Raw genomic sequence first — 24,110 nt, 5'->3', positions numbered from 1 at the left:
GTCAAATAACAACATAAGACATACTTTTTGCTAATATTTGGTTAATAAAAATAATTGAGGTACTTTTCGCTCGTTGTTTAAGTTAGATAAGAAAAAACTTTCTTCAGAAAACGGTGTTTACATCAAAAACAGAAGTAAGTATCATTTAAACAATTCCAAAACATTTTCCTGCTTTACTGATCTTTATGATATTCCTTTTGGGGATTTTATAACTATTTTAAATCTTTAATTTTTTAAAGAGTATTTCCGGTTGCCTATGATTTAGTTAGGTGATCAGTATATTTCTTCTTTGGAAAAAAAATTGGAAAAGAGTTACTGGCGTTTATTTTTTCAAATTATTTTCAGATTAAAATTTCGTAAAAATTTTGCTTTTCTACTTTAGTAGAAGGTAGGATTTCTATGTTCTTGTATACAATAGTTTTGATTCTTTTTGGAATATCATTTTGATTGGTGAATGCAGTAACTAATTAAAACTAAACTAAAATGAAACAAAAATTAAAAGTAGTTGTAATGCTCTTTTTTGTCTTTGCTTCGCAATTTACTTTTGCGCAGGGAAAAAAAATTACAGGAACAATTTCAGACAGCGACGGATTGGGTTTACCAGGAGCCAGTGTCTTGATTAAAGGTACTAACACCGGAGCACAAACAGATTTTGATGGTAAGTATATTATCACAGCTTCCTCAAATGATGTCTTGGTATTTACCTATATTGGAATGAAAACACAGGAGATTCCAGCCACTTCATCAATAATAGATGTAAAACTTTTGGCAGATGCGCAGGAATTGGAAAGTGTAGTAGTAACTACTGCTTTAGGTGTTAAAAGAGAAAAGAAATCTTTAGGATATGCATCACAACAAATAGCAGGAAAGGATTTAGTAAATGGTGGAGCCGGAAATGCAAACGTTGCCAATCTTTTAGCAGGTAAAGCAGCCGGAGTAGAGGTTTCAAGAAATACAAACTTTGGAGGTTCTACCAACGTTGTAATTCGTGGTAACAAATCGCTAACAGGAAACAATCAGGCACTTTGGGTAATTGATGGTGTGCCGGTAGATAATTCTAATTCAAACGGAGCAAATCAGGCATCAGGAGGAAAAGGATACGATTACGGTAACAGTGTTTCAGATATTAATCAGGAAGATATCGAAAGTCTGAATATTCTAAAAGGAGCTGCCGCTACGGCTTTGTACGGTTCAAGAGCAGCCAATGGAGTAGTAATGATTACGACTAAAAAAGGAAAAAAAGGAGATGATAAAGTAGGTTTTACTTTTTCAAGTGGCTTTACAGTAGGAACTATCGACAAATCGACTTTCCCTACTTATCAGACTAAATACGGAGCAGGTTACGGTTTCGGAAGTTCTTTTCTAAATAATAATGCCATCCCAACCGTTGACACGTCAAATGACGCCTCTTATGGTGATGCTTTTGATGGCAGAATGGTGTATCAGTGGGATGCTTTTAGCCCGTATTCAAAAAACTTTGGACAAGCAACGCCTTGGAGCGCTTCTGCAAATGGACCGGTTACATTTTTCAATACATCAAAATCGAATATTAACAGTTTGTCATTAGAAAAATCGACAGAAACATCAAGTCTTGCATTGTCTTATGTCAATACACTTCAAACCGGTATTTTACCAAATAGTGAATTGAAAAAGAATCAATTGAGTGCCAGATTTAGTCAAAAGATAAATGAGAAACTAACTGCAAACGCTTATGCAGCAGTAACATTACAAAATACAGTAGGACGAAATTCTACAGGTTATAACGGTAATATAGTAGGAGCTTTTAGACAATGGTGGCAAACTAATGTTGATGTGCAGGAACTCAAAAGAAATTATTTTGCATCAGAAGGTCAGAACATTACTTGGAACTGGTTAAATCCAAATGCAAGTAAATTAAAACCAGCATATTGGGACAATCCATACTTTACACGCTATCAAAATTATTCATCAGATAACAGAACGCGTTTGTTTAGCTATGCTTCTTTGAATTATAAAATAACAAGCTGGTTAAGTGCATTAGGAAGAGTTTCCTTAGATACGTACAAAGAACTTCAGGAAGAAAGAGCTGCGGTAGGATCTATTGCTTCTGTATTTGGATTATCTCCGGTTAATGAAACTTCAGGTTATCAGAGGTATGATATTAATTTTCAGGAAATCAATTATGATTTTATGTTGAATTTCAACAAGAAATTTGGAGATGATATTAGTTTAAATGGAGTTGTAGGAACAAACAGCAGAAGGAACAAAAGAGATAATGTTTTAGCTTCTACCATTGGAGGTTTAGTTACTCCTGGAATTTATGCCTTATCAAATTCAAGATATGAATTGCCTTTTCCTATCGAAAACAGAGCTTCTTGGGGCGTAGACGGTATTTATGCACAAGGTTCGGTTGGGTTTAAAGACACGTATTTTATTGATGCTTCAATTAGAAGAGATGTTTCATCAACGCTTCCAAACGGAAATAATGCTTACACATACCCTGCTATTTCAGGATCATTCCTGTTCTCTAACCTAATAGACAAAGAGTGGTTGAATTTAGGGAAATTTAGAATGAATTATGCTGAGGTGGGTAACGATGCTGAACCTTTAAGTTTAGTAAATACATACGCAAGAAGTTCTAATTTTAATGGTCAGCCTATTTATACATTACCGAATACCAATAAAAACAGCAATCTTAAATCAGAAAGAACCAAGTCATTTGAAATTGGTTTAGAAACAAGCGCACTGAATAGACGTCTAGGATTTGATATTACTTATTACAAAACCAATACAGTAGATCAGATTGCATCTACAGCAGTTTCTTCCGCATCAGGATTTACCAATGCATGGGTTAACGGAGGAAATATTGAAAACAGTGGTTTGGAGCTTCAATTGACAGGAACTCCAATAAAAACAGACAATTTTAGTTGGGATATCAGTGTAAACTGGTCAAACAATAAGAGCAAAGTAGTAGGTCTTCCTGAAGGAATAGATAATTTACAATTGGGTTCATTTCAAGCCGGTGTGTCTATAAATGCAAGTCGTGGAGAAGCATACGGATCTATAAAAGGAACGGATTATGTATATACAAACGGACAGCGTACCGTAGACCAGATAACAGGTAAATACTTAGTTTCCGGAACATCAGATAATACAATAGGAAATATAAATCCGGATTGGATAGGAGGAGTGAGAAATAAACTGACGTATAAAAATCTGTCCTTTAGTTTCTTAATCGATACTCAAAAAGGAGGAGATGTTTTCTCTCTGGATATGTACTATGGTCTTGCAACAGGATTGTATAAAGAAACAGCTGTTGGAAATATTAGAGAGGCTGGTATTGTAAATGCAGGAGTTGCTCCTGATGGAACTGTAAATACTGTTTCTACTGTAAATGGTAATTTAGAAAGTACAGAACCTGGAGTATATTCAAATAATTACGGCTACTTAGCGCAACCTAACAAAGCTTTTGTTTATGATGCTTCTTATATAAAATTAAGAGAAGTTTCTGTTACCTATAACTTGCCTAAAAGCTTGTTCGAAGGAACGTTTGTTAATTCTGGAACTTTTAGTCTATTGGGATCAAATTTATGGATCATCAGTAAAAATTTACCTTACGCAGACCCTGAAAGCGGTTTGTCATCAGGAAATAAATCAAGAGGTTATTCTACGGGATCATTGCCTACAACGAGAGACATAGGTTTCAAATTAACATTTAAATTTTAATAAAAAGCAGTATGAAAAAAATAATTTATTTTTTAAGTCTTACGGCAATACTAGGTTCTTGCAGTGATTTATCAGATTTAAATAACGACGAGAAAAATCCATCTATTGTACCTGCTTCTGCCTTGTTTACAAGTGCAGAAAAAGGGATCGCAGAACAAGTAGTAAATACAAACGTAAATAAAAATATATTCAGATTAGTAAACCAACAATGGACGGAGACGACTTACCTTGATGAGTCAGTTTATCAATGGGTGTCAAGAAAAATTTCTGACAGACATTGGGATGGTTACTTTGCCGGAACAAGCAGTAATGGAGCTTTAAGTGATTTAGCATTGTCAAGATCCTATCTAGAGAAAGAAGAGATTCTTTCTTCTGATGCAGATTTTAAAAAGAATACAATGGCTAAAAAAAATCAAATCGCTATGATTGATATTTTAATGGTCTATTCTTTTCAGATTCTTGTAGATACTTACGGTGATATTCCTTATTCAGAAGCGCTTAAAGAATCGGGTAATTATTTGCCAAAATACGATAAGGCGGTAGATATTTATAAAGATTTGCTGGTACGTCTTGATCAGGATATTAATAATATAGATGTAACCTATCCGGGTTTTGATACGGCAGATGTTATTTATGGAGATGATTTAACGAAATGGATAAAATTTGCGAACAGTATAAAGCTGAAACTGGGTGTAAACTTAAAAGCTTCCGGATTAGAGGATGCAATTGCTGACGCTGCAATTACTTCTGCATCAAAAGGTGTTTTTGATTCAAATGCAGATAGTGCAAAAATCACTTATCAAAAAAGTGTACCCAACACAAATCCGCTTTATGTTGACTTAGTGTTTGGAGGAAGAAATGATTTTGTTCCTGCAGAAACTTTTGTAAATGCAATAGTGGCTAAAAACGATCCAAGAGCAAAAGTATATTTTACACAAAATTTAAAAGATGATGACGGAAATGTTTTGCCATACAAAGGGGGAGTTATTGGTAAAAAGAACAGTTTTGGGAAATATACCCACATTGGTGCGATGATTCAGGAACCTGATTTTAAAGGAACCTATTTAGATTATGTAGAAGTAGAATTTCTGTTGGCGGAAGCTGTAGAAAGAGGTGTAGCAATAAACGGTAGTGCGGCAACACACTATACAAACGCGATAACAGCATCTATGCAAGATTGGGGAATAACCCAAACAGAGTCAGATGCTTATTTAGCACAATCAAATGTTGCTTATAGCACGGCTACCGGAACTTGGCAGCAAAAAATAGGCGAGCAGGCATGGTATGCTTTATACAACAGAGGATTTGAAGGCTGGACTTCTGCCAGAAGACTTAATTTTCCGGCACTTACAGCACCTGCAAATGCTGATGCGGCTGCAGAAGGACAAGTACCATCCAGAATGACATATCCTATTAGAGAACAAACGCTTAATGCTGTAAATTATAACGCTGCTGCAGCTGCAATTGGCGGAGACAAACTTAAAACGCATATTTTTTGGGACGTAGATTAAGTCTTAGAAAATATGTTTACAATAATCCCTTAAATATTTATCTATTTTGAATTAGTAAGCTTTTAGTAAAATGTACAAAAGGGCAAACCATCCAGAAGTAATTAATCTGGATGGTTTTTTTATGAAGAAAGCCGATAGTTTTTTATAACTATCGGCTTTCTTATTAACTAACACAACTATTTTATTTTACAAACTTGTCTATTATTGCATCTGTTTCAGCTTTAGAAACATCTGGTTTTAAATCAAACAAAAACATAAAAAGAGGTTTTTTATCAATGTTTGGCTCTAAGTTCAAGTCTTTATGCCTGTCAAAAACAGTTTGCCATTTGTCGCGAACGTTTTTCCATATAGCATTGTTTTCTTTCCACCAGTTTTGAGCAGCAATACATTTAATATCCGGAACTTTATTGTAAATATCCATTCCTTTTTCTTCTGCTAATAAAACATCTTTTCCACTATCATCTCTGATAAGTTTAGCATTGTCCTGCTCATGAATCCAGCCCGCTTTTGTAATTTCATGAATGTTTCTTCTTTTTAAAACATTGTAATCGTTACGTTTTGTATGCTCTCTTCTTGGTAATGGAGCATCTGCAACATTAGACCAATAATCTTCACCATCTACATGAACCCATGTCGATGATCCTTCGTATCGCGGACTGTCATCTACCTGAAATACTTTTTGTGTCCATTGTCCTTTAACCGCTTTCTTGTCTAACTTTTTATATTTCCACGAAGTGTTTTTATCGAAAGAGTACAAATCAGTATTTTCATACAACCAATCTTGTCTCCAGTGTTTGATGATCATTTTATCACTTACAATCAATAAGTGCTGCATCACAATTTTATTCGGAGTGTCTTCTACTAGTTCAACCCATTCTAAACCATAATCATGTTTTGTTTTAGAAGGTTTGTAAGTAAGAGAGTCTTTAGGATACTGAAATGTTTCAGTAAAATTAAATTTCACTTCGTAACAACCACACATCGATTTGATTGATTTGATGTCTTGTTGTTTTTTATCCTGACTGAAACCGAAGCTACAAGTCAACGCCATAATGGCTGAAATGTAAAGTCTTTTTGTAATCATAGTTAGTCCTTTTTGTTTTAAAAATTTTGTCAAATATATAAATTTAATTTAGAACAAATAAAAATAGTTATATATTTGCCTCGTTATTAAGAATCAATAAAAATAATGAAACTAAAAATTACTCTCTTTATAGCTTTTATTTTAGGACAGATTTCCTTTGCCCAGATAAAAGATACTGCTACTGTAAATAAACTTTCTGAAGTAGTGGTTACCGGACAATTCGAACCTCAATCTATAAAGAAATCGGTTTTTAATGTTCGAATTATCTCCAGTAAGGACATACAAAATTTAGCAGCAAATAATTTAGCAGACGTATTAAACCAATATTTAAATATTACAGTAAGACCAAGCAGTACCAGCGGAAGATCTACTGTATCATTATTTGGTTTAGATGCACAGTACTTTAAAATTTTGGTTGATAATATTCCCTTAGTAAATGAAGCGGGATTAGGAAACAATACAGATTTATCTCAAATCAATTTAAATGATGTAGATCATATCGAAATTGTAGAAGGTTCAATGGGTGTAGTATACGGTGCCAATGCCGTTAGTGGTGTATTGAACATTATTACAAAGAAAACATCAGCACATAAATGGAATGTAAACGCATATGTTCAGGAAGAAACAGTAAGCGATGAATATTCTCTTTTTAAAGAAGGACGCCATATCCAGTCTTTAAAACTCTCTCATAAATTTGCTGATAACTGGTTTGTTTCGTTTGGAGCAAATAGAAATGATTTTCAAGGTTATTTAAACGACAAGAACGGACCTGAATATGATGAAAATGATGCAACGCGTGGCTACAGATGGTTGCCAAAAGAGCAATTAAATGGTACCGCTTTGATTTCTTATAGCAAAGAAAATTTTAGATTCTTCTATAAATTCGAATTCCTTGATGAAGATGTAGATTATTACAATAGCACAGTACAATCGGGATTTAATGACGTTACAGGATCGTATCGTTATGCTGATGATAAAAGGTATTTTTCGAACCGATACTTTCATAACCTGAATGCAAACGGTAAAATGTTTTCGAAGTTAAATTATAACGTTTCTCTTTCTCATCAAAAACAACAAAGAGAAGAGGAGAATTTCAGATATCTTTTTGCCAACAAAAAAGAAGAACGAAATGTTACCGCAAAAGATCAGTCAATGGAAGTGCTGTATTCTACAGGAACGCTTAGCAACTTTTTTTCAGATAAAACCGTCGACCTGCAATTAGGATACGAATTTGTAAACAATCGCGGATTTTCGCTTATTCAGGAAGCCAGCAATATTTTTGTACCCATTCGAAAAACGATTGAGAATTACGATTTTTTTGCTTCTTCAGAAATTATGGCAACCGAAAAGTTTTCTATTAGACCCGGATTACGATATTCTGCCCAATCTAAGTTTAAAGATCAATATGCATCATCAGTGGGTTTGAGATATTTATTTGACAAAGGAGTCGAAGTTCGTGCTTCTTATGGCGATAGTTTTCGTACTCCTACTTTTGAGGAATTGTATTCTAAACTTATTTTTGACGGACACTTTTTTATTGGTAACGAAAATCTTATTCCGGAAACCAGTACTTCGTATGAAACGAGTTTAAAGAAGTCAACTACATTTTCTTCAGGTTTACAAATGGCAAATACTTTCGCCGGAAGTTATTTAGATGTAAACGACCGAATTAATATGGCATTAACAGGATTTAATGCTGATACCGGAAATCCGGAATATCAATACATCAACATTAGTAAATACAAGGTTTGGAATTTCTCTGTTACCAATCAATTCCGCAAAGACAATTGGACTTTTAACGCTGGAGCTGCCTTCATTGGAATTTCACAGAAAATAGAAAACAAGGTATTTACATCAGATGATAAATTTCTGTATTCTTTTAATTTAAATGCAAGCTTCTCGTATTCCATTCCAAAATGGAAAACCGTTTTCTCAGGATATTATAAATACAACGGAAAAATGCAGCGATTTGTAGAAGGTACGTCCTCTTTTATTTTGTCTGAAATCGATCCGAGTAACTGGTTAGATGTTTCTATTCGTAAAAACTTCTTCAAAGATCAGTTTGAAGTAACAATGGGAGCCCGAAACCTTTTTAATATCACCAATGTTAATCAAAGTAATACAAATCAGGCGGCTGGTCATGCTGCTCCTGGAGAAGTTATGCTGGCGTATGGACGTTCGTATTTCTTAAAATTAGCATACAACCTTAATCTTTAATTTAAAACCATAATTCAATGAAAAAACTTTTATTTTTATCAATCGCCTTACTGTCACTTGCAGCATGTTCAAGTGATGATAATCCTACAGTTGAGGCAAATGCAGTCACTTTTACAGCGGCTTCATTAAACTTAACTACGACAGACACTCCTATAGAATTAAAATTTGCCGTACCAGCTGCAGAAGCAGGAACACTTACGATTTCTTTTGCTGAAACCGGAGTAGTGAGCGGAACAGATTTTTCTACTGTACCGGCTGCAACCGGAACAACAGTTGTAGTTCCTTTCGAAAAAGGAGCTGCCGGAGCAACTTTTACATTCAAAAAACTAAAAGAAGCTATTGAAGGAGAAGTAAAACATGTTGTATTTACTTTCAGTAGTTCTTCAAATGGAACTGTAGTTGGATTGAACAAATCAATTCAGGTTAATTTTAACCAGACAGCTTCATTAGGAAGTGTTTTCCCTGCTAGTGTTGGCGGTCCAAACCAGCCAAATCAGTTTTATATTGATTTAAGCTCAGGAACAGGAGTTGCTGTAAACAGAGCAGCTTGGGACTTTGGTTTTGCTTCAGGAAATGACTTTAGAGTTATTATAAACGGATCTCTTAAAATGGCAGTTAAAAAATTAGAAACAGCTGACATTACTTTACCACAGCAAATTAATACTGATGTAACAGTTGGTGGAGGAACAACGCTTTCTTCTAATGGATTTGTTGATAACCCAACAGGTGTTTTAGCTGGTGCTGGTGCCGGAATTGGATCTGCTATTGCTGAAATTTCTGCAACAGATGCTGAAAACATGGTATATTTAGTTAACCTTGGATCTGCAGTTAGCACAACTCAACCAGGACTTGGTTCAGTAAATGTAGATGGAGAAGCAAGAGGATGGAAAAAAGTAAGAATTTTAAGAAGTGGAAACGGATATAAAATTCAGTATGCTGATTTAGATGCTGCTACTTTTACAGAAAAAACAATTACAAAAGATGCTGCTTTTAACTTCTCATTTTTTAGCTTAGCTTCTGGAACAACAGTTTCTGTAGAGCCGGCAAAAGACAAATGGGATTTGAATTTTACAACTTTTACAAATTATATCCCATCTCAGGATGCTAACGCTAATCCAATAGAAGTAACTTACGGTTATTCTGATTTTGTTACTACAAATTTCAGAGGAGGAACAGGAGTTTATCAAGTTTTAGTTTCTGCCGGAGGTTCTTATGCTGATTTTACTAAAGCAAAAGTGGTTGAAGCTAGCTTTACAGCTTCGGCTACAGATCAAAGAATTCTTGGAGGTAACTGGAGAGGTGGAGGAGCACCAGGTTCATTACCAAGTGTAAGAACAGATCGTTTTTATGTAGTTAAAGATGCAGCTGGTAACTATTACAAACTTAAATTCCTTACTATGACAAATGATAAGGGAGAAAGAGGAAATGTTACTTTTGAATATGCTATTCTGAAATAATAATATTAGGAATGCATTAAAAATAATAAGAATAGTTTTTACGCTAATCTAAGGTGAAATTTGTTTTAATTAAACTCAAAATCACCTTTAAATTTATGCTTTGAAAACCAGTGTTTTATAACAATACAGTTTTAAAATTTAGTTAATCATTAGCTTTGTTTTTTTTATTTTTTTTTGAAAGAGGCTAGATTTTTCTAGCCTCTTTTTTTGTTTTATTTTTAATTAGTAAAAACATTTATAAATAAACGTTTAATCCTATCTTTGCAAATGTTTTTTTCATAGGGAATTAACAGGAATTTTAAATGGAGGTAACTTTTTTATAATCCATTGTTTAAAAATTTATATTTACGAGTGAATACAAAATCTTATTTTTTTCAGTCTTTTGCCATTGTAGCATTAGCATTTATAGCGTTCGTTGGATTTAAACAAATCCTGCCAGACAAAATTTTTTCGGACAGTAAAGTAGATTCTAAAAACGTACTAATTGATAGTTTACTTTTAGAGTCTGTTGCTAAAGATTCTTTATCTGAGAAAAGCGACAGTATTTTAAGAAAAGAACAAAAACTTACTAAAGGCAAAATTACTTTTGATGCTACAGAAGGGATAGAATTTCCTGCTGAGGTTTTTGATGATTATAAAGGTTTTCAATACTTGATTTCGTTTTACGACAAATTATACCAACTGGAAAACAATCCGCAGTCTAAAGTGAGAATTGCCTATTATGGCGACTCCATGACAGATGGCGATTTAATTGTTCAGGATGTTCGAAACAATTATCAGGAACGTTTTGGCGGAAATGGTGTTGGTTTTGTTTCTATCACATCAGAATCAGCAGCTTCAAGAGGTTCTATAAAGGCAGTGTATTCTAAAAACTGGAAAACACAATCGTACTTAAATGTAAAAAATCCGATTAGTCCTTTTGGAGTAAATGGTCATGTCTTTTTTGCAAATGACACTAAAAATACAACCTGGATTTCATTTGAAGCGGGTCCTAAGAAATTTTCGACTAGTTTAGATAATCCTACCTTGTATTATGGAAGATCGTCTAAAAAAGGAAATGTGAATTTTATTATCGGAAAAGATACTTTAAGAAAAAGCCTTACGCCTAATAATCTTGTAAATACATTAAAAGTAACATCTGGAAGTGTCAAAGCGTTTAAAGCCAACTTTATTCATGCTGATTCTATTCCTATATATGGATTTAATTTTGATAGCGGAACCGGAGTACATGTTGACAACTTTTCACAAAGAGGAAATTCAGGATTACCAATTTCTATTTTTAATGCCGATGTAATGAAGTCTTTCAACAATACGCTGAAGTATGACCTTGTGATTTTGCATTACGGAACAAACGTATTGAATTACGGAACTAAGAATTATTTCTGGTATCAAAAAGGAATGACCAAAGTTGTGAATAAGATAAAAGAATCTTTCCCTGGAGTTTCAATCTTGATTGTTTCAACCGCTGATAAATCGACTAAATATGATTTAGAAATGAAAACAGATTCGGCAGTAGTTCCTTTGATGAATGCGCAAAAAACGTATGCCTTAGAAACAGAATCCGGTTTTGTGAATCTTTATACCTTAATGGGAGGAGACGGATCTATGGTAAAATGGGTAAGCGATTCACCATCTAAAGCAAATAAAGATTACACGCACTTTAATCAGCGTGGAGCAAAAGAAATTGGAAACTTATTATACAATCAGTTAAACCAAGGATACGAAAAGTACAAAGCGTTGCGCGAAAAACGCGATGGTCCAAGTAAGAAAAAAACAGTCCGAAAAACAAATGCAGATTCCGTCTCTGTAATAAAAGATAGCGTAAATGAATAAACTAATTGTTTTCTTTTGTTGTCTTTTTCTATCACCAAACGATCAAGAACAAAAGTCAGTCACACTCCCAATAACTAAAAGTATGGTAAGTACAATCGATTCTGCCACCATTGCGTCTTATGCGGGTAATCGCATTTATAATATAGAAGTGCTGGAAAACGTTTTTAAGAAGTTAAAAGAAAATGAAGCTGGCGGTAATCGTAAAATAAACATTGTTCATATTGGAGATTCCCATATTCAGGGAGATTTGATGACCAATCAAATTAGAAAAAATTTACAGGAGAAATTCGGAAATGCTGGCCGTGGTTTAGTTTTTCCGTATCAATTGGCTAAAACAAATGGTTCTTATAACGAGCGTTTTTATTCGAACAGAATTTGGGAAAACTATCGAAACATTTATCCCGCAAAAGGAAATCCGGTTGGTTTAAGTGGTATTGGATTGTGGAGAGAAAATGCAGGTTTTGCCATCGAACTGAATGTAAAGGATAAAGCATACAAGTTTAATTCGATTCATGTTATTACACCGCAGAACCAAAAAATGTTTGATTTAGCAATATCTGCTCAAACCAGCATAACACAAACGACAGAGCGAAAAGTAATTGCGCATAAAATTAAAAAAGGAGAAGCAATTTCTGTAATAGCTGATAAATACAATGTTTCGGTAGCAGAGATTAAAAGAGACAATCATTTAAAATCAAATAATATTCGGGCAGGAAGAGTCTTAAAGATTGCGACGAATGAAACCAAACCCAAAAATGTTACAACTTCAGAATTTGTTCCTTTAAAATTAGAAGCTGATGCATTTTCAAACTATTATGATTCAGATAAAGCATTAGAGAAAATTTTTCTTATTCCGAATAAAAGTGCCACAAAGTACGAACTTAACGGAATTGTTCTTGAAAAAAATGCTTCTGGAGTAATTTATAGCGGGATTGGTGTAAATGGAGCTAAATTTTCAGATTACAATAAGTATCCTTTATTTTTTGAACAGCTAAAAGCATTACATCCTGATTTGTTGATTTTTTCATTAGGAACAAATGAAAGCTTTGACAAAATGGATACCGCGAAGTATATTAAACAATTGCGTGAATTTATAAGTAATATAAAAGAACAAAATATAGATGTGCCCATCATCATCATGACGCCACCACCATCTTTGTTCAGAGGAAGAAAACCAAATCATTTTGTAGGTGAATATGCTGAGAGAATTATTGAAATAGCAGAGAAAGATAATTTTGCAGTATGGGATCTGTACACTGAGTTTGGAGGTTTAAGCGGAATCCAGAAATTAAAAGCACAAGCCCTTATTGGTCCGGACTGGGTACATTATTCTAAAAAAGGATACATGAAACAAGGAGACTTGTTTACCGAAGCATTTTTAAAAGCATACGATAATTTTAATTCAAAAAAGTAAGTTGATAACAAGTAATAGCATAAATAATTGGTTTGTTCAAAATTTTGGAACCATTACAACAGAGCAGATCATAGGTTGGTTTGTTTATAACCCGGAAGAAAAATTACTCTTCAATACAGGATTATTCCTTGGATTGTTTTTGGTGTTTTATTTCGTGTACGCTTTTTTACGTAAAACATTCTATTTACGTTTAACGTACGTTATTTTGTTCTCGCTTTTCTTTTACTATAAGTCAAGCGGAATTTATTTTTTATTATTGCTTCTTTCTTCTGTAGTAGACTATGGCTTAAGTCAGGTCATTTACAACGAAAAGAGCAATAACAGAAAGAAAATATACCTGGTAATAAGTGTAATTCTTAATCTTGGTCTATTAGGTTATTTTAAGTACATGAACTTCATGATTGTTACTTTCAATGATTTATTTAGTGGTAATTATGTACTTCATAATGTATTTCTTCCGGTTGGTATTTCGTTCTATACTTTTCAGTCGATGAGTTATATTATCGAAATTTATCGTGAAGAGATTAAGCCAACCAAAAACTATATCGAATACCTGTTTTTCGTTTCTTTCTTCCCGCAGTTAGTTGCCGGACCAATCGTAAGAGCAAAAGACTTTTTACCACAGATTTACCAAAAATTAAATCTAACGAGACAAGATGTAAACAACGGTTTGTTTCTTATTATTGGCGGATTAATTAAGAAGACTGTAATCTCCAATTATATCTCAGTAAATTTCGTTGATCGTGTTTTTGATACACCAATGACGTATACATCATTCGAAAATTTAATGGCTTCTTACGGATATGCTATTCAAATTTATTGTGACTTCTCAGGATATTCAGATATGGCAATTGGAATCGCATTGTTATTAGGTTTCAAATTACCGGCTAACTTTAGAACACCTTATAAATCGACGTCGATTACAGATTTCTGGAGAAGATGGCATATTTCGTTATCAACTTGGTTAAAAGACTTTTTATACATATCAATAGGAGGAAACAGAGAAGGAACCTTTGCAGGATATTTATTTCCGAGTTTGTTTTTCTTCGGATTAGTGTTGTGGGGAATGGCAAATGTAAACGAGAGTTATATTCCGTTGGGAATCGCTATAGGATCAATAGCTCTTTTCTGTTTAACATTTTTGCTTTCAGGCAAACGAAAACAAACTGCTGTAACCAATTTCAACTTGTTTACCACGATGCTTTTAGGAGGATTGTGGCATGGAGCAGGAGCACAGTTTATTATTTGGGGAGCTTTGCACGGATTAGCTTTAGCGGTTCACAAAATATTTATGGAATTTTTCCCTTCTAAAAAAGAAAGCAAAGGTCCTGGATTTTTATGGCGCTTTTTCTCTATAGTAATTACGTTTCATTTCGTTGTTTTTTGCTGGATTTTCTTCCGTGCCCGAGATTTCGAAACAGCGTTGCAGGTAATCAACAATATTGGTCAGTTAACGTTTGAGCCGGAACAATGGCAAGTAATTATATTAGGATATAAAAATGTATTTTTATTAATGTTGTTCGGATATGTTTGGCATTTCCTTCCGGAAGGTTTTACAACAACTTTAAAATCAGTTTTTGATAAAACACCTTTAGTACTAAAAGCAGTAGTTCTAGGTTTTGTATATTGGATCGTTTATGCAACAGCAGTTGCAGGTTCACAGCCTTTTATTTACTTCCAATTTTAATTAAGAAGGTCCAGAGCTACAAAGGTTCAAAAGCATAAGTTTTTTAAAATAGGCGCCAAAGAAATAATCTCGCAAAGTCGCTAAGGCGCAAAGTTTTTTTACTCAAATTAAAAATTAAACTTTGCGCCTTAGCGTCTTTGCGAGCTAAAAAAACATATAGAACTTCACATAAAACTTAGCCCACTTTAAGATTAAATCAAAACGCACTTTGTATTTAAATAAAAATTGCCTAAAATGTCTAATTAGATTATATTTGCACTTCAAATAAAGAAAATAGTATGTTTGATAATTTAAGTGATAAGTTAGATAAAGCGTTCCATATATTAAAAGGACACGGTAAGATTACAGAAGTAAACGTTGCCGATACCTTAAAAGAAGTTCGTCGTGCCTTACTGGATGCCGATGTTAACTTTAAAATTGCAAAAGATTTTACAACCAAAGTAAAAGAAAAAGCAATTGGACAGGACGTTTTGACCACGCTTCAGCCAGGACAATTATTAGTAAAACTGGTTAAAGATGAGTTGACAGAATTAATGGGTGGTGACGTTGCAGGAATTAACCTTGGCGGAAACCCTTCAGTAATTTTAATGTCAGGATTGCAAGGTTCTGGTAAAACAACTTTCTCTGGAAAATTAGCCAACTTCTTAAAAACGAAGAAAAATAAAAAACCACTTTTAGTAGCGTGTGATATCTACCGTCCTGCGGCGATCAATCAGCTTCATGTTGTGGGAGATCAAATAGGTGTTGAGGTTTACTCAGAACCAGAAAATAAAAATCCTGTTGAAATTGCTCAGAATGCAATTAAGCATGCAAAAGCAAACGGTTTTAACGTCGTAATTGTCGATACAGCCGGACGTCTTGCAGTAGATCAGGAAATGATGGACGAAATTGCTCGTGTTCATAAAGCAATTCAGCCTCAGGAAACTTTGTTTGTTGTAGATGCAATGACAGGACAAGATGCTGTTAACACTGCAAAAGCTTTTAACGATATCCTTAATTTTGATGGAGTTATTTTAACAAAATTAGATGGTGATACTCGTGGTGGAGCTGCAATTTCGATTAAATCGGTTGTAAACAAACCAATCAAATTTGTTGGTACAGGAGAAAAGATGGAAGCAATTGATGTTTTCTATCCGGATCGTATGGCAGAGCGTATTTTAGGTATGGGTGATGTTGTGTCACTTGTAGAAAGAGCGCAAGAACAATTTGATGAAGAAGAAGCAAGAAAACTTCAAAAGAAAATCGCTAAAAATGAATTTGGTTTTGATGACTTCTTAACGCAAATTCAACAAGTGAAAAAAATGGGTAATATGAAGGATCTGGTTGGAATGATACCGGGAGCTTCAAAAGCCATGAAAGATGTAGAAATAGAAGATGATGCTTTTAAACATATAGAAGCAATTATTCACTCGATGACACCAATCGAGAGGAGTAAACCGTCTATCATCGATGTAAAAAGAAAAGCCAGAATCGCTAAAGGTTCCGGAACCAAAGTCGAGCAGGTAAATCAGCTGATGAAGCAATTCGACCAAATGAGTAAGATGATGAAGATGATGCAAGGGCCGGGCGGAAAAAACCTGATGAAGATGATGGGAGGCATGAAAGGAATGCCAGGCGGAATGCCGAGATAAAGAAAAAAATGTTTAAGGTTTAAAGTTTCAGATTGCTTGAAATTTTAGGCCTTAAATTTTTTAAATAAGTAGAAAATAAGTAAATGAACATTCCGTTTCAAAGTAAGCATGAAACGTGAAACAACTAAAACAAATCTGAAACAAAAACAATGCAACTACTAGACGGTAAAAAAACAGCTGAAGACATTAAAAACGAAATCGCAGCCGAAGTTCAATCAATAAAAGATGCAGGAGGAAAAGTACCTCATTTGGCAGCTGTTATCGTAGGAACAAACGGAGCAAGTTTAACTTACGTGGGAAGTAAAGTAAAATCTTGCCAGCAAATTGGCTTTGATTCAACTTTAGTAAGTTTACCTGAAGATATTACAGAAGAAGATTTACTGGCAAAAATTAAAGAATTAAACGAAGATGATGATCTTGATGGTTTCATCGTACAATTACCTTTGCCAAAACATATCGACGAGCAAAAAATATTATTAGCAATCGATCCCGATAAAGACGTTGATGGTTTTCACCCAACCAACTTTGGAAGAATGGCATTAGAGATGGAAAGCTTTATTCCTGCGACACCATTTGGTATCATGCAATTGCTAGAACGTTATAAAGTAGAAACAGCCGGAAAACATACCGTAGTTATTGGAAGAAGCCACATTGTGGGACGACCAATGAGTATTTTAATGAGCCGCAAAGGAAATCCTGGTGATTCTACAGTTACTCTAACACACAGCAGAACAAAGAATATCGAAGAATTTACTAAAAATGCCGATATTATTATTACAGCTTTAGGAGTGCCAAACTACCTAAAAGCAGACATGGTAAAAGATGGTGTAGTTGTTATTGACGTGGGTATTACACGAGTAGAAGACGCTTCGCACCCAAAAGGATACGTTATTACAGGTGACGTTGATTTTGACGAAGTAAGTAAAAAATCTTCTTTCATTACTCCGGTTCCGGGAGGAGTAGGACCAATGACAATCGCTATGTTGTTAAAAAATACGCTTTTAGCACGTAAAATGAGAAGCGCAAGAAAATAATTTACATCAAAAGCACTTATATGCAAAGCCTATCTGACAAAACAGATAGGCTTTCGTCTTTTTAATATATAATTAATAGTTTTAAGTTTTCTGTCTTAAAAATAAACGATATTTTTGCACCACTTAAAAAAAACTTCTCCAAATGGACGATTATTATTCGTTAGTATTAAATTAAAGTAGCTTTTGAAACATTTCAAAATGCTATGATAAACTCTTGAATTTTGAAATGAAAGCCTTTTACAAAAACAACAACGGATTAACTGAGATCAAAGAATGGACTCCAAATTGCTGGATTAGCATTGAATCTCCAACTGCAGCTGAAAAAGAATACTTATTATCAGAATTGCAGATCCCTGAAGCATTCTATAATGATATTGAGGATATAGACGAAAGACCCCGTATCGAAATAGAAGATGGATGGACGTTGATTATCATGCGTGTTCCCATAAAGAGTGATGATATAAAACTCCCTTTTCAGACCATTCCTGTGGGTTTGGTTTTTAAAGAAGAAGTTTGTGTAACCATCAGTTTTTATAAAACAGAAATCATTACCGATTTTGTACAGTACTCACAAAGAAAAAACATTGCGATAAAAGATAATTTTGATTTGGTGTTACGATTGCTCTTGTCATCAAGCGTTTGGTATTTAAAGTACCTAAAGCAAATCAATCAAAAAATTAAGCTGGCAGAGGATAATTTAGAGAAATCAATCAAAAATGAAGAATTGCAGGCATTACTTCAAATCGAAAAATGCCTTGTGTTTTTTATTACCTCATTAAAAGGGAATGATGTTTTATTTCATAGAATAAAAAACCTAAAAGCACAAAAAGCAAATTACGACTCAGACCTTCTGGAAGATGTTGAAATTGAGTTAAGTCAGGCTCAGGATACAGCCAATATTTACAGCAATATCTTAACCGGAATGATGGATGCTTATGCTTCTGTAATTTCTAATAACATGAATAATATAATGAAGCAAATGACTTCGATTTCTATTATTCTGATGATTCCCACTTTGATTGCTAGTTTGTACGGAATGAACGTGCCAAACGGATTGGAAGAAAGCAAGTACGGCATCTGGATTTTATTACTAGTTTCTGTAATCTTATCTGCTTTTGGTGTGTTTTTATTCAAAAGAAGAAGATGGTTTTAATATAAAAGCAATTAAAAATAGTACTCAATATAGAAAGCTCATCTGAAAAGGTGAGCTTGTCTTTTGTGTAAAGTCCCGAAAATAGTGAGATTAAAAGTTTTAGTGCTATTTTGAACAAATAAAAAGAAACTTTTTTGCTTGTGCATTCAAAATAAAATATAACTTTGCATTACAAAGTACTTTAATTATGAATCAGAAGCACCAAGAAGACTTATCACATATTCGTTCCATGATGGAGCGTTCTTCAAGATTTATATCGCTAAGCGGATTATCAGGAGTATTTGCCGGATTGGCGGCTTTAATTGGCGGTTTATATGTTTATCAATTATTTAAAGCCAATGGACTTGATTATTTTAGCAATGAACATAAATTATATGGTTCAAATTTAGTTTCTGAATTATTTTTGACAGGAATAATTATATTGGTTGCCGCTCTTTTCTTTGGTCTGCTTTTTACCATCAGAAAAAGTAAAAAATATAATTTACCTATTTGGACATCAGCAACAAAAAATATGCTTTTTAATCTCGCAATTCCATTAGTGTCCGGCGGTATATTTTGTTTGGCACTTTTGTATCACCAAATGTACGGTTTAGTAGCTCCGGCAACTTTAATTTTTTATGGATTAGCACTTGTTAATGCTGAAAAATTCACATTTTCTGATGTTAAGTATTTAGGATTCTGCGAATTGGTTTTAGGATTTATATCACTTTTTTATATCGGATACGGATTAGTATTTTGGATCTTTGGTTTTGGTATTTTGCATATCTTGTATGGCCTAATAATGTTCAAAAAATACAAATAAGCCAATGGGAATCATTGATAAATTAAATAAAGATTTTGAAAGCCGTGTCAGATTGGGTATTATGTCCGTTCTGATGGTTAATGACTGGATTGATTTTAGCGAAATGAAAGGTCTTTTGAATATCACTGATGGTAACTTGGCGAGTCATTCCTCTGCATTAGAAAAAGCAGAATACATTGAAGTTAAAAAAGAATTTGTTGGTAAAAAGCCAAAAACATCGTATAGAGTTACCAATAGAGGACGCGCGGCCTTTAAGGAGCACTTAAATAGTCTTGAAAAATTAATGAAATCTAAAAACTAAAATTTTTTGTCTAAATACTTTGAAATGCAAAGTACTTTTAAATCAATTATTATGAAAAAACATCACTTTATTTTGGCATGCAGCTTCATTTTCTTGCTGCTTTTTTACAATGAATTAGTAGGTATCAATCTTTCGCTTTTTGGTCTCGCCCTTACTGGATTTATTTGTTATTTTTTTCAGGATCGTTTTACAGAAAGATCTCATTTGGTTCTGGTGGTCACAACAGTTTTGTCTTGTCTTGCTTTTGCCTGGTATGGCGATTTTGTTTCTTTTCTGGCATTAGCAATGTCTCTTATCTTTTTGCAATTTAAAACGCAGGAAACAGAGCTTAAAATAATACAGGTTTTCCCGCTTGTATTTATTAACGGATTCGCGAGTTTAGCACGTGCTTTTATGTTTAGTGATTGGCTTCCGGAAAAAAAGCTTCACAACAACACGTTAAAAAAACTAATTGCGTACTTCATTATCCCAATGTTTTTTCTGGCGCTTTTCTTTATTGTTTACTCTTTTGGGAGCGATCATTTTTCATCACTTTTTACAGATTACACCTTAGATCTTAATTTTTATTCACTCGTTTTTAGCAGTGTTTTAGGTTTCTATATTTCATTTACCTTTTGGAATTACTGGATTCCACAAGCGTGTTATGAATACAACGATAAATTGTCTCATGAGTTTTCAGAAGAAGGGAGAAACAAAAACGAAGAAACATTTTCGTTCCTTGATCTTGATTTCGAAAGAAAAAGCGGTGAAATTACTTTAGCACTTTTAAATATCATGCTGATTGTTTTTATTGGAACCTACAATTATGAACAATTTTTTGAAGCAGTAAAAACCGCTAGTTTAAGTTCAGATACGCACGAAAGAGTAAATGCCGTTATTTTTTCCAGTATTATGGCGGTTGGTGTTATTCTCTTTTACTTTAAAAGCGGTTTTAATTTTGATGAAAAAGCTGGTAATCTTAAAAAATTAGCCAAAGTATGGATCGTACTAAATGGCGTTTTAATTGTGAGCACCATCATCAAAAATTCAGAGTATGTTTCATTTTTTGGTTTAACCTATAAAAGATTAGGAGTCTATGCTTTTTTAATACTGGCAATTGTTGGTTTGGTTTTCACTTTTTATAAAATTACTAAGCAAAAAACGAACGCCTATCTCTTTAATCAGTTTGTATGGTGTAGTTATGCAACGGTGTTGTTGTGCGGCTTTGTTAATTGGGGAAATCTGATTACGAACTATAATATTTCTGTCAGTAAAGGAGTTGAACCAAGATTTCTGAGCAGTCTTAATTTTAATGATGAAACACGCAGGGAATACTTTTCTGCAAAAAATCTGTATGGCGAATATGTAGAGGTTTCGAGGGAACAGGAAATTTGTAAAAATCAGGAAGCTGACTTTTTATCTAAGTCATTGTATTATAGTTTTTTACATAAAAGAAAGTAGATTACGGTCTAAAGCTATAAAGTGTTGATTATTAAGGATTTATTAAGAAGATTTTTTTTATTAAAGCGCTTGTGTATTAGGTAGCAATGTGAGATATTTGTCGCTCATAACATACCATATTTTAAATTTTAAAACCCTACAAACAAACTATGAAAAAAATTATTTTAATCTTTTTCTTAACCTTAAGTTTCGCTGGATTTTCTCAGCGAGTTGCAGATCAGGTTATCAAAATGAATTCGAAAATCGAAGACTTAATGCAAAACTCAATTACAGGAGTTTTTGTAGTAAAAGAAGGAAACGTTGTAAAAGGAATTAGCCCTGACACTAAAGCGGAAGTTTGGAGTTTTGATGCTGACAAAGAAATTGGAAAAGCTACTGCTCTTGAAACATTGAGTAAAGTAGACACTGACAACCTATTTGCGAGCAAAAGAATATTGAAAGATATTGATGGAACTCCGTATGTTGAAGCATTAGTAAATTACAAAACAGTTTTAATAAATACAGCAGACGGGAAAGTAGTGTACAACTCTGCAAAGTATGATTATACCGTATTTAACAGTCAGTTTTTGTATGGTGCAGACGAATATTTAGTTAAAGGTGTTGAAAAAGGAAAAGTTATTGCATCTTTAATTGATTTACACACTGGAAATGTAATCTGGAAAACAGAACAAGGAGAAGCAAAAAGTATGTTTGCCAGCATGTTTACATTCAAAGCAAACATGTCTAATTCTGCAGAAGTAAGCGATAATACTATTTATTCTCTTTATTTAGGAAAATTATCAGCAATTGACAGACAGTCTGGTGCTTTAAAATGGACAGGAGATATTGAGTATACAAAAGTTTTCCCTACTCAAAACAACAAAAACTTAGTTGTGATAAATAACAAAGGAATGTTGTCTACAAAACAATACTTAAATGTTTTGGATTCTGAAACTGGAAAGCCAATCTGGAAAGAGGCTATCAAAACAAAATATATCGTATACTTAGAAGATTGGGGAACTAAAATATTAGTAGCTCACAATAGCGGATTCAACTTTTTTAATTTGAATGACGGATCTAAAATATGGAAAAAAGATGCTCGTGGAGACGGATTGAAAAAAGTAATTCCAATTGACGGTGATTACCTTTATGTTGCTGAAAACGAAATGATGCTTATCGATAAAGACGGTCAGAAAAAATGGAAAAGCTTTATCGAAATATCTGATGATAAAGAAGACGCTATCAACTATTTAGGAAAAGTTGATGATAAGGTATTGTACCTTACTGCAACTTATGGTAACATGGTAGATTACAAATCAGGAAAAAAACTTTGGAAAAGAAACTTGAAATTCAACCCAAAACGTCCATTGTTAAGTGTTTTTGATGAAGATGACAATCAGTTTTTGGTATACAATGACGAAGAGCTTTTCAAATTTGGTACTACGGTAGCAGACAGACCGGATGCATTTGCAAAAGTAAATGTTAAGAAAGAAAAAGAATTAAACTCAATTGAATTGTTTACTTGGGGAGTTGCACTTTCTGGTCCAACAGAAGTTTTAGGAGTAAGTAAAGAAGGTACCGTTTTATATCAAAAGATCTATACACAACCAGGTGATGGTGGTAGAGCGTGGGGATCTGCACTTGCTACAGCCGGATCTATTGGCTTAGGAGTTTCTGCCGTTGGAAATGCTGTTATGGGAAGCGAGTGGACAATGACAACAATTGATCCTGCAACCGGAAAACCAGTTGAACATGTTGTAAAACAAAAAAATGAAGCAAGATTAAAAAGAGCTTCAAATCAAGCTGCCGGATCTGCTGCATTAGCAAACGTATCTAAAAGACTTGGTCAGCGTTACGATGCAATGAAACAAAATCGTGATTACTCTTATATTTTTGCAAAAGATGCTGCTACTGATAAAAAAGTATTAGTAAAAGTAAAAAAAGAAGATGGTGTTGAATTAGATAAAATTATCTTCGAAAACATGCGTCCGATTTATGAAATTGATGCAGAAACAGAATCTATTTATTACATCTTCGAAAATGAATTAAGAATTTTCAATAAAAAGATATAATTACATTTAGTAAAATATATAGAAACCCATTCGAAAGAATGGGTTTTTTTATGCCTTGATTTTTGTAATATAATCTTCACGCATCGCTGTAGCACTTTTTTAGTGGAAGTGAGAAATAAAAAATTGTTAATTAATTTCTTTATAAAGTCGCTTTAAATCTTATTAAGAAAAACTTTACTATATTTGATTCCTGAAAAATCACTGTTTTTTCGCTCTTTAGCATATACTTATTAGAATATTCCTTAAAATTTTTCAATAATCAATAAAAGTTTAACCCTAATAATTAATACCATGAAAAAAACTACTCCAAACGGACCCGGACCGAGAGAGAAGATTTACCCTCCAGGTGAAATTTTATCAAAAGAACTGCCTAAAAAACCAGTGGGAAAGATTCGCTTTCCGGAAAGACGCGAGCGCACCCTTTTATCGCCTTTAGTAGAGGCATATCATACAGAAGATAATCGACTTCTTGTTAGAGCTGTAGTTTTTATTGCTTCCAAAGATTTAAAAAACATAGATTTTAGTATCTATCAAAATGTTTACATTGGTCTTGATACCAAGCCAAAGTTTCAGTTTTTTATAAGCTACGATTTGTTAGAGTCAGAAGAAAAGGAATATCATATTTTTGAACTTGATTTTTATGCAAAAGAAGTTCCTTTTATTACAGATTTTACTGAAATAGAAACTATTGAAACTTTCCTTTGGGATATCGATCCTGTTGCATCTCGAGGAACAGTAACAAATGTTGGATCAGCAATACCTTGATTAAAAAATCAAAATTAATGAACTG

Annotated in this window: 16 protein-coding genes; 15 read left to right on the top strand and 1 reads right to left on the bottom strand. The window is 33.6% G+C overall.

Annotated features, from left to right (window positions below):
- Nucleotides 1-483: 483 nt before the first annotated feature.
- Together B0A66_RS09670 and B0A66_RS09665 are read left to right on the top strand one after the other, a co-directional pair.
- Nucleotides 484-3,705, top strand: coding sequence for a SusC/RagA family TonB-linked outer membrane protein (locus B0A66_RS09670; protein ID WP_089049653.1), 3,222 nt, complete (start codon nt 484-486; stop codon nt 3,703-3,705).
- Nucleotides 3,706-3,716: 11 nt separating this feature from the next.
- Complete coding sequence (locus tag B0A66_RS09665) at nt 3,717-5,216, top strand: SusD/RagB family nutrient-binding outer membrane lipoprotein (protein ID WP_089049652.1); 1,500 nt, start codon at nt 3,717-3,719, stop codon at nt 5,214-5,216.
- Between the two features lie 181 nt (nt 5,217-5,397).
- On the opposite strand, the gene B0A66_RS09660 is transcribed toward B0A66_RS09665, so the two are convergent.
- The gene (locus B0A66_RS09660) at nt 5,398-6,300 is read right to left on the bottom strand and encodes a DUF6607 family protein (RefSeq protein WP_089049673.1); all 903 of its coding nucleotides are present in this window, start codon (nt 6,298-6,300) and stop codon (nt 5,398-5,400) included.
- A 105-nt stretch (nt 6,301-6,405) separates the two neighbouring features.
- Between B0A66_RS09660 and B0A66_RS09655 the strand changes: the two genes are divergently transcribed.
- From B0A66_RS09655 to B0A66_RS09595, 13 genes are all read left to right on the top strand, one after another.
- Nucleotides 6,406-8,517: a TonB-dependent receptor plug domain-containing protein gene (locus B0A66_RS09655; protein WP_089049651.1), complete on the top strand. Its 2,112-nt coding sequence runs from the start codon at nt 6,406-6,408 to the stop codon at nt 8,515-8,517.
- A gap of 17 nt (nt 8,518-8,534) precedes the next feature.
- Entirely contained in the window at nt 8,535-9,974 is a 1,440-nt protein-coding gene (locus tag B0A66_RS09650; RefSeq protein ID WP_089049650.1) for an HmuY family protein, read from the top strand.
- A gap of 351 nt (nt 9,975-10,325) precedes the next feature.
- Complete coding sequence (locus B0A66_RS09645; protein WP_089049649.1) at nt 10,326-11,807, top strand: SGNH/GDSL hydrolase family protein; 1,482 nt, start codon at nt 10,326-10,328, stop codon at nt 11,805-11,807.
- An 82-nt stretch (nt 11,808-11,889) separates the two neighbouring features.
- The gene (locus B0A66_RS09640; RefSeq protein ID WP_244283423.1) at nt 11,890-13,221 is read left to right on the top strand and encodes a GDSL-type esterase/lipase family protein; all 1,332 of its coding nucleotides are present in this window, start codon (nt 11,890-11,892) and stop codon (nt 13,219-13,221) included.
- Nucleotide 13,222: 1 nt separating this feature from the next.
- Nucleotides 13,223-14,908 (top strand): MBOAT family O-acyltransferase, encoded by a 1,686-nt coding sequence (locus B0A66_RS09635; protein WP_089049647.1) that lies wholly within the window; start codon nt 13,223-13,225, stop codon nt 14,906-14,908.
- Nucleotides 14,909-15,186: 278 nt separating this feature from the next.
- Complete coding sequence (ffh, locus tag B0A66_RS09630) at nt 15,187-16,539, top strand: signal recognition particle protein (protein ID WP_089049646.1); 1,353 nt, start codon at nt 15,187-15,189, stop codon at nt 16,537-16,539.
- A gap of 149 nt (nt 16,540-16,688) precedes the next feature.
- Nucleotides 16,689-17,573 (top strand): bifunctional 5,10-methylenetetrahydrofolate dehydrogenase/5,10-methenyltetrahydrofolate cyclohydrolase, encoded by an 885-nt coding sequence (locus B0A66_RS09625; RefSeq protein ID WP_089049645.1) that lies wholly within the window; start codon nt 16,689-16,691, stop codon nt 17,571-17,573.
- 226 nt (nt 17,574-17,799) lie between these two features.
- Nucleotides 17,800-18,726 carry a magnesium transporter CorA family protein gene (locus tag B0A66_RS09620; protein ID WP_089049644.1) on the top strand — a complete coding sequence of 309 codons (927 nt, stop codon included), beginning with the start codon at nt 17,800-17,802 and terminating at the stop codon, nt 18,724-18,726.
- A gap of 187 nt (nt 18,727-18,913) precedes the next feature.
- Nucleotides 18,914-19,528: a hypothetical protein gene (locus tag B0A66_RS09615; protein ID WP_089049643.1), complete on the top strand. Its 615-nt coding sequence runs from the start codon at nt 18,914-18,916 to the stop codon at nt 19,526-19,528.
- 4 nt (nt 19,529-19,532) lie between these two features.
- A complete protein-coding gene (locus tag B0A66_RS09610) occupies nt 19,533-19,829 on the top strand; it encodes a winged helix-turn-helix domain-containing protein (protein ID WP_089049642.1) in 297 nt (98 codons plus the stop codon).
- Nucleotides 19,830-19,880: 51 nt separating this feature from the next.
- Nucleotides 19,881-21,269 (top strand): DUF4153 domain-containing protein, encoded by a 1,389-nt coding sequence (locus tag B0A66_RS09605; RefSeq protein WP_089049672.1) that lies wholly within the window; start codon nt 19,881-19,883, stop codon nt 21,267-21,269.
- A gap of 149 nt (nt 21,270-21,418) precedes the next feature.
- Complete coding sequence (locus B0A66_RS09600; protein ID WP_089049641.1) at nt 21,419-23,320, top strand: outer membrane protein assembly factor BamB family protein; 1,902 nt, start codon at nt 21,419-21,421, stop codon at nt 23,318-23,320.
- A gap of 291 nt (nt 23,321-23,611) precedes the next feature.
- On the top strand, nt 23,612-24,085 hold the full coding sequence (locus B0A66_RS09595; protein WP_089049640.1) for a hypothetical protein: 474 nt from the start codon (nt 23,612-23,614) through the stop codon (nt 24,083-24,085).
- The last annotated feature ends 25 nt before the right edge of the window (nt 24,086-24,110 follow it).

It is taken from the genome of Flavobacterium hercynium, assembly GCF_002217285.1.
In the GTDB taxonomy this organism is placed as follows: domain Bacteria; phylum Bacteroidota; class Bacteroidia; order Flavobacteriales; family Flavobacteriaceae; genus Flavobacterium; species Flavobacterium hercynium.
Note: the sequence above shows the minus strand (reverse complement) of the source record. Positions and strands in the feature narration are given on the sequence as shown.

What these genes read in the sequence shown, in the direction of transcription:
- B0A66_RS09670 (WP_089049653.1), top strand. Translation starts at nt 484, where the DNA reads ATGAAACAAAAATTAAAAGTAGTTGTAATGCTCTTTTTTGTCTTTGCT.
- B0A66_RS09665 (WP_089049652.1), top strand. Translation starts at nt 3,717, where the DNA reads ATGAAAAAAATAATTTATTTTTTAAGTCTTACGGCAATACTAGGTTCT.
- B0A66_RS09660 (WP_089049673.1), bottom strand. Translation starts at nt 6,300, where the DNA reads ATGATTACAAAAAGACTTTACATTTCAGCCATTATGGCGTTGACTTGT.
- B0A66_RS09655 (WP_089049651.1), top strand. Translation starts at nt 6,406, where the DNA reads ATGAAACTAAAAATTACTCTCTTTATAGCTTTTATTTTAGGACAGATT.
- B0A66_RS09650 (WP_089049650.1), top strand. Translation starts at nt 8,535, where the DNA reads ATGAAAAAACTTTTATTTTTATCAATCGCCTTACTGTCACTTGCAGCA.
- B0A66_RS09640 (WP_244283423.1), top strand. Translation starts at nt 11,890, where the DNA reads ATGGTAAGTACAATCGATTCTGCCACCATTGCGTCTTATGCGGGTAAT.
- ffh (WP_089049646.1), top strand. Translation starts at nt 15,187, where the DNA reads ATGTTTGATAATTTAAGTGATAAGTTAGATAAAGCGTTCCATATATTA.
- B0A66_RS09625 (WP_089049645.1), top strand. Translation starts at nt 16,689, where the DNA reads ATGCAACTACTAGACGGTAAAAAAACAGCTGAAGACATTAAAAACGAA.
- B0A66_RS09620 (WP_089049644.1), top strand. Translation starts at nt 17,800, where the DNA reads ATGAAAGCCTTTTACAAAAACAACAACGGATTAACTGAGATCAAAGAA.
- B0A66_RS09615 (WP_089049643.1), top strand. Translation starts at nt 18,914, where the DNA reads ATGAATCAGAAGCACCAAGAAGACTTATCACATATTCGTTCCATGATG.
- B0A66_RS09610 (WP_089049642.1), top strand. Translation starts at nt 19,533, where the DNA reads ATGGGAATCATTGATAAATTAAATAAAGATTTTGAAAGCCGTGTCAGA.
- B0A66_RS09605 (WP_089049672.1), top strand. Translation starts at nt 19,881, where the DNA reads ATGAAAAAACATCACTTTATTTTGGCATGCAGCTTCATTTTCTTGCTG.
- B0A66_RS09600 (WP_089049641.1), top strand. Translation starts at nt 21,419, where the DNA reads ATGAAAAAAATTATTTTAATCTTTTTCTTAACCTTAAGTTTCGCTGGA.
- B0A66_RS09595 (WP_089049640.1), top strand. Translation starts at nt 23,612, where the DNA reads ATGAAAAAAACTACTCCAAACGGACCCGGACCGAGAGAGAAGATTTAC.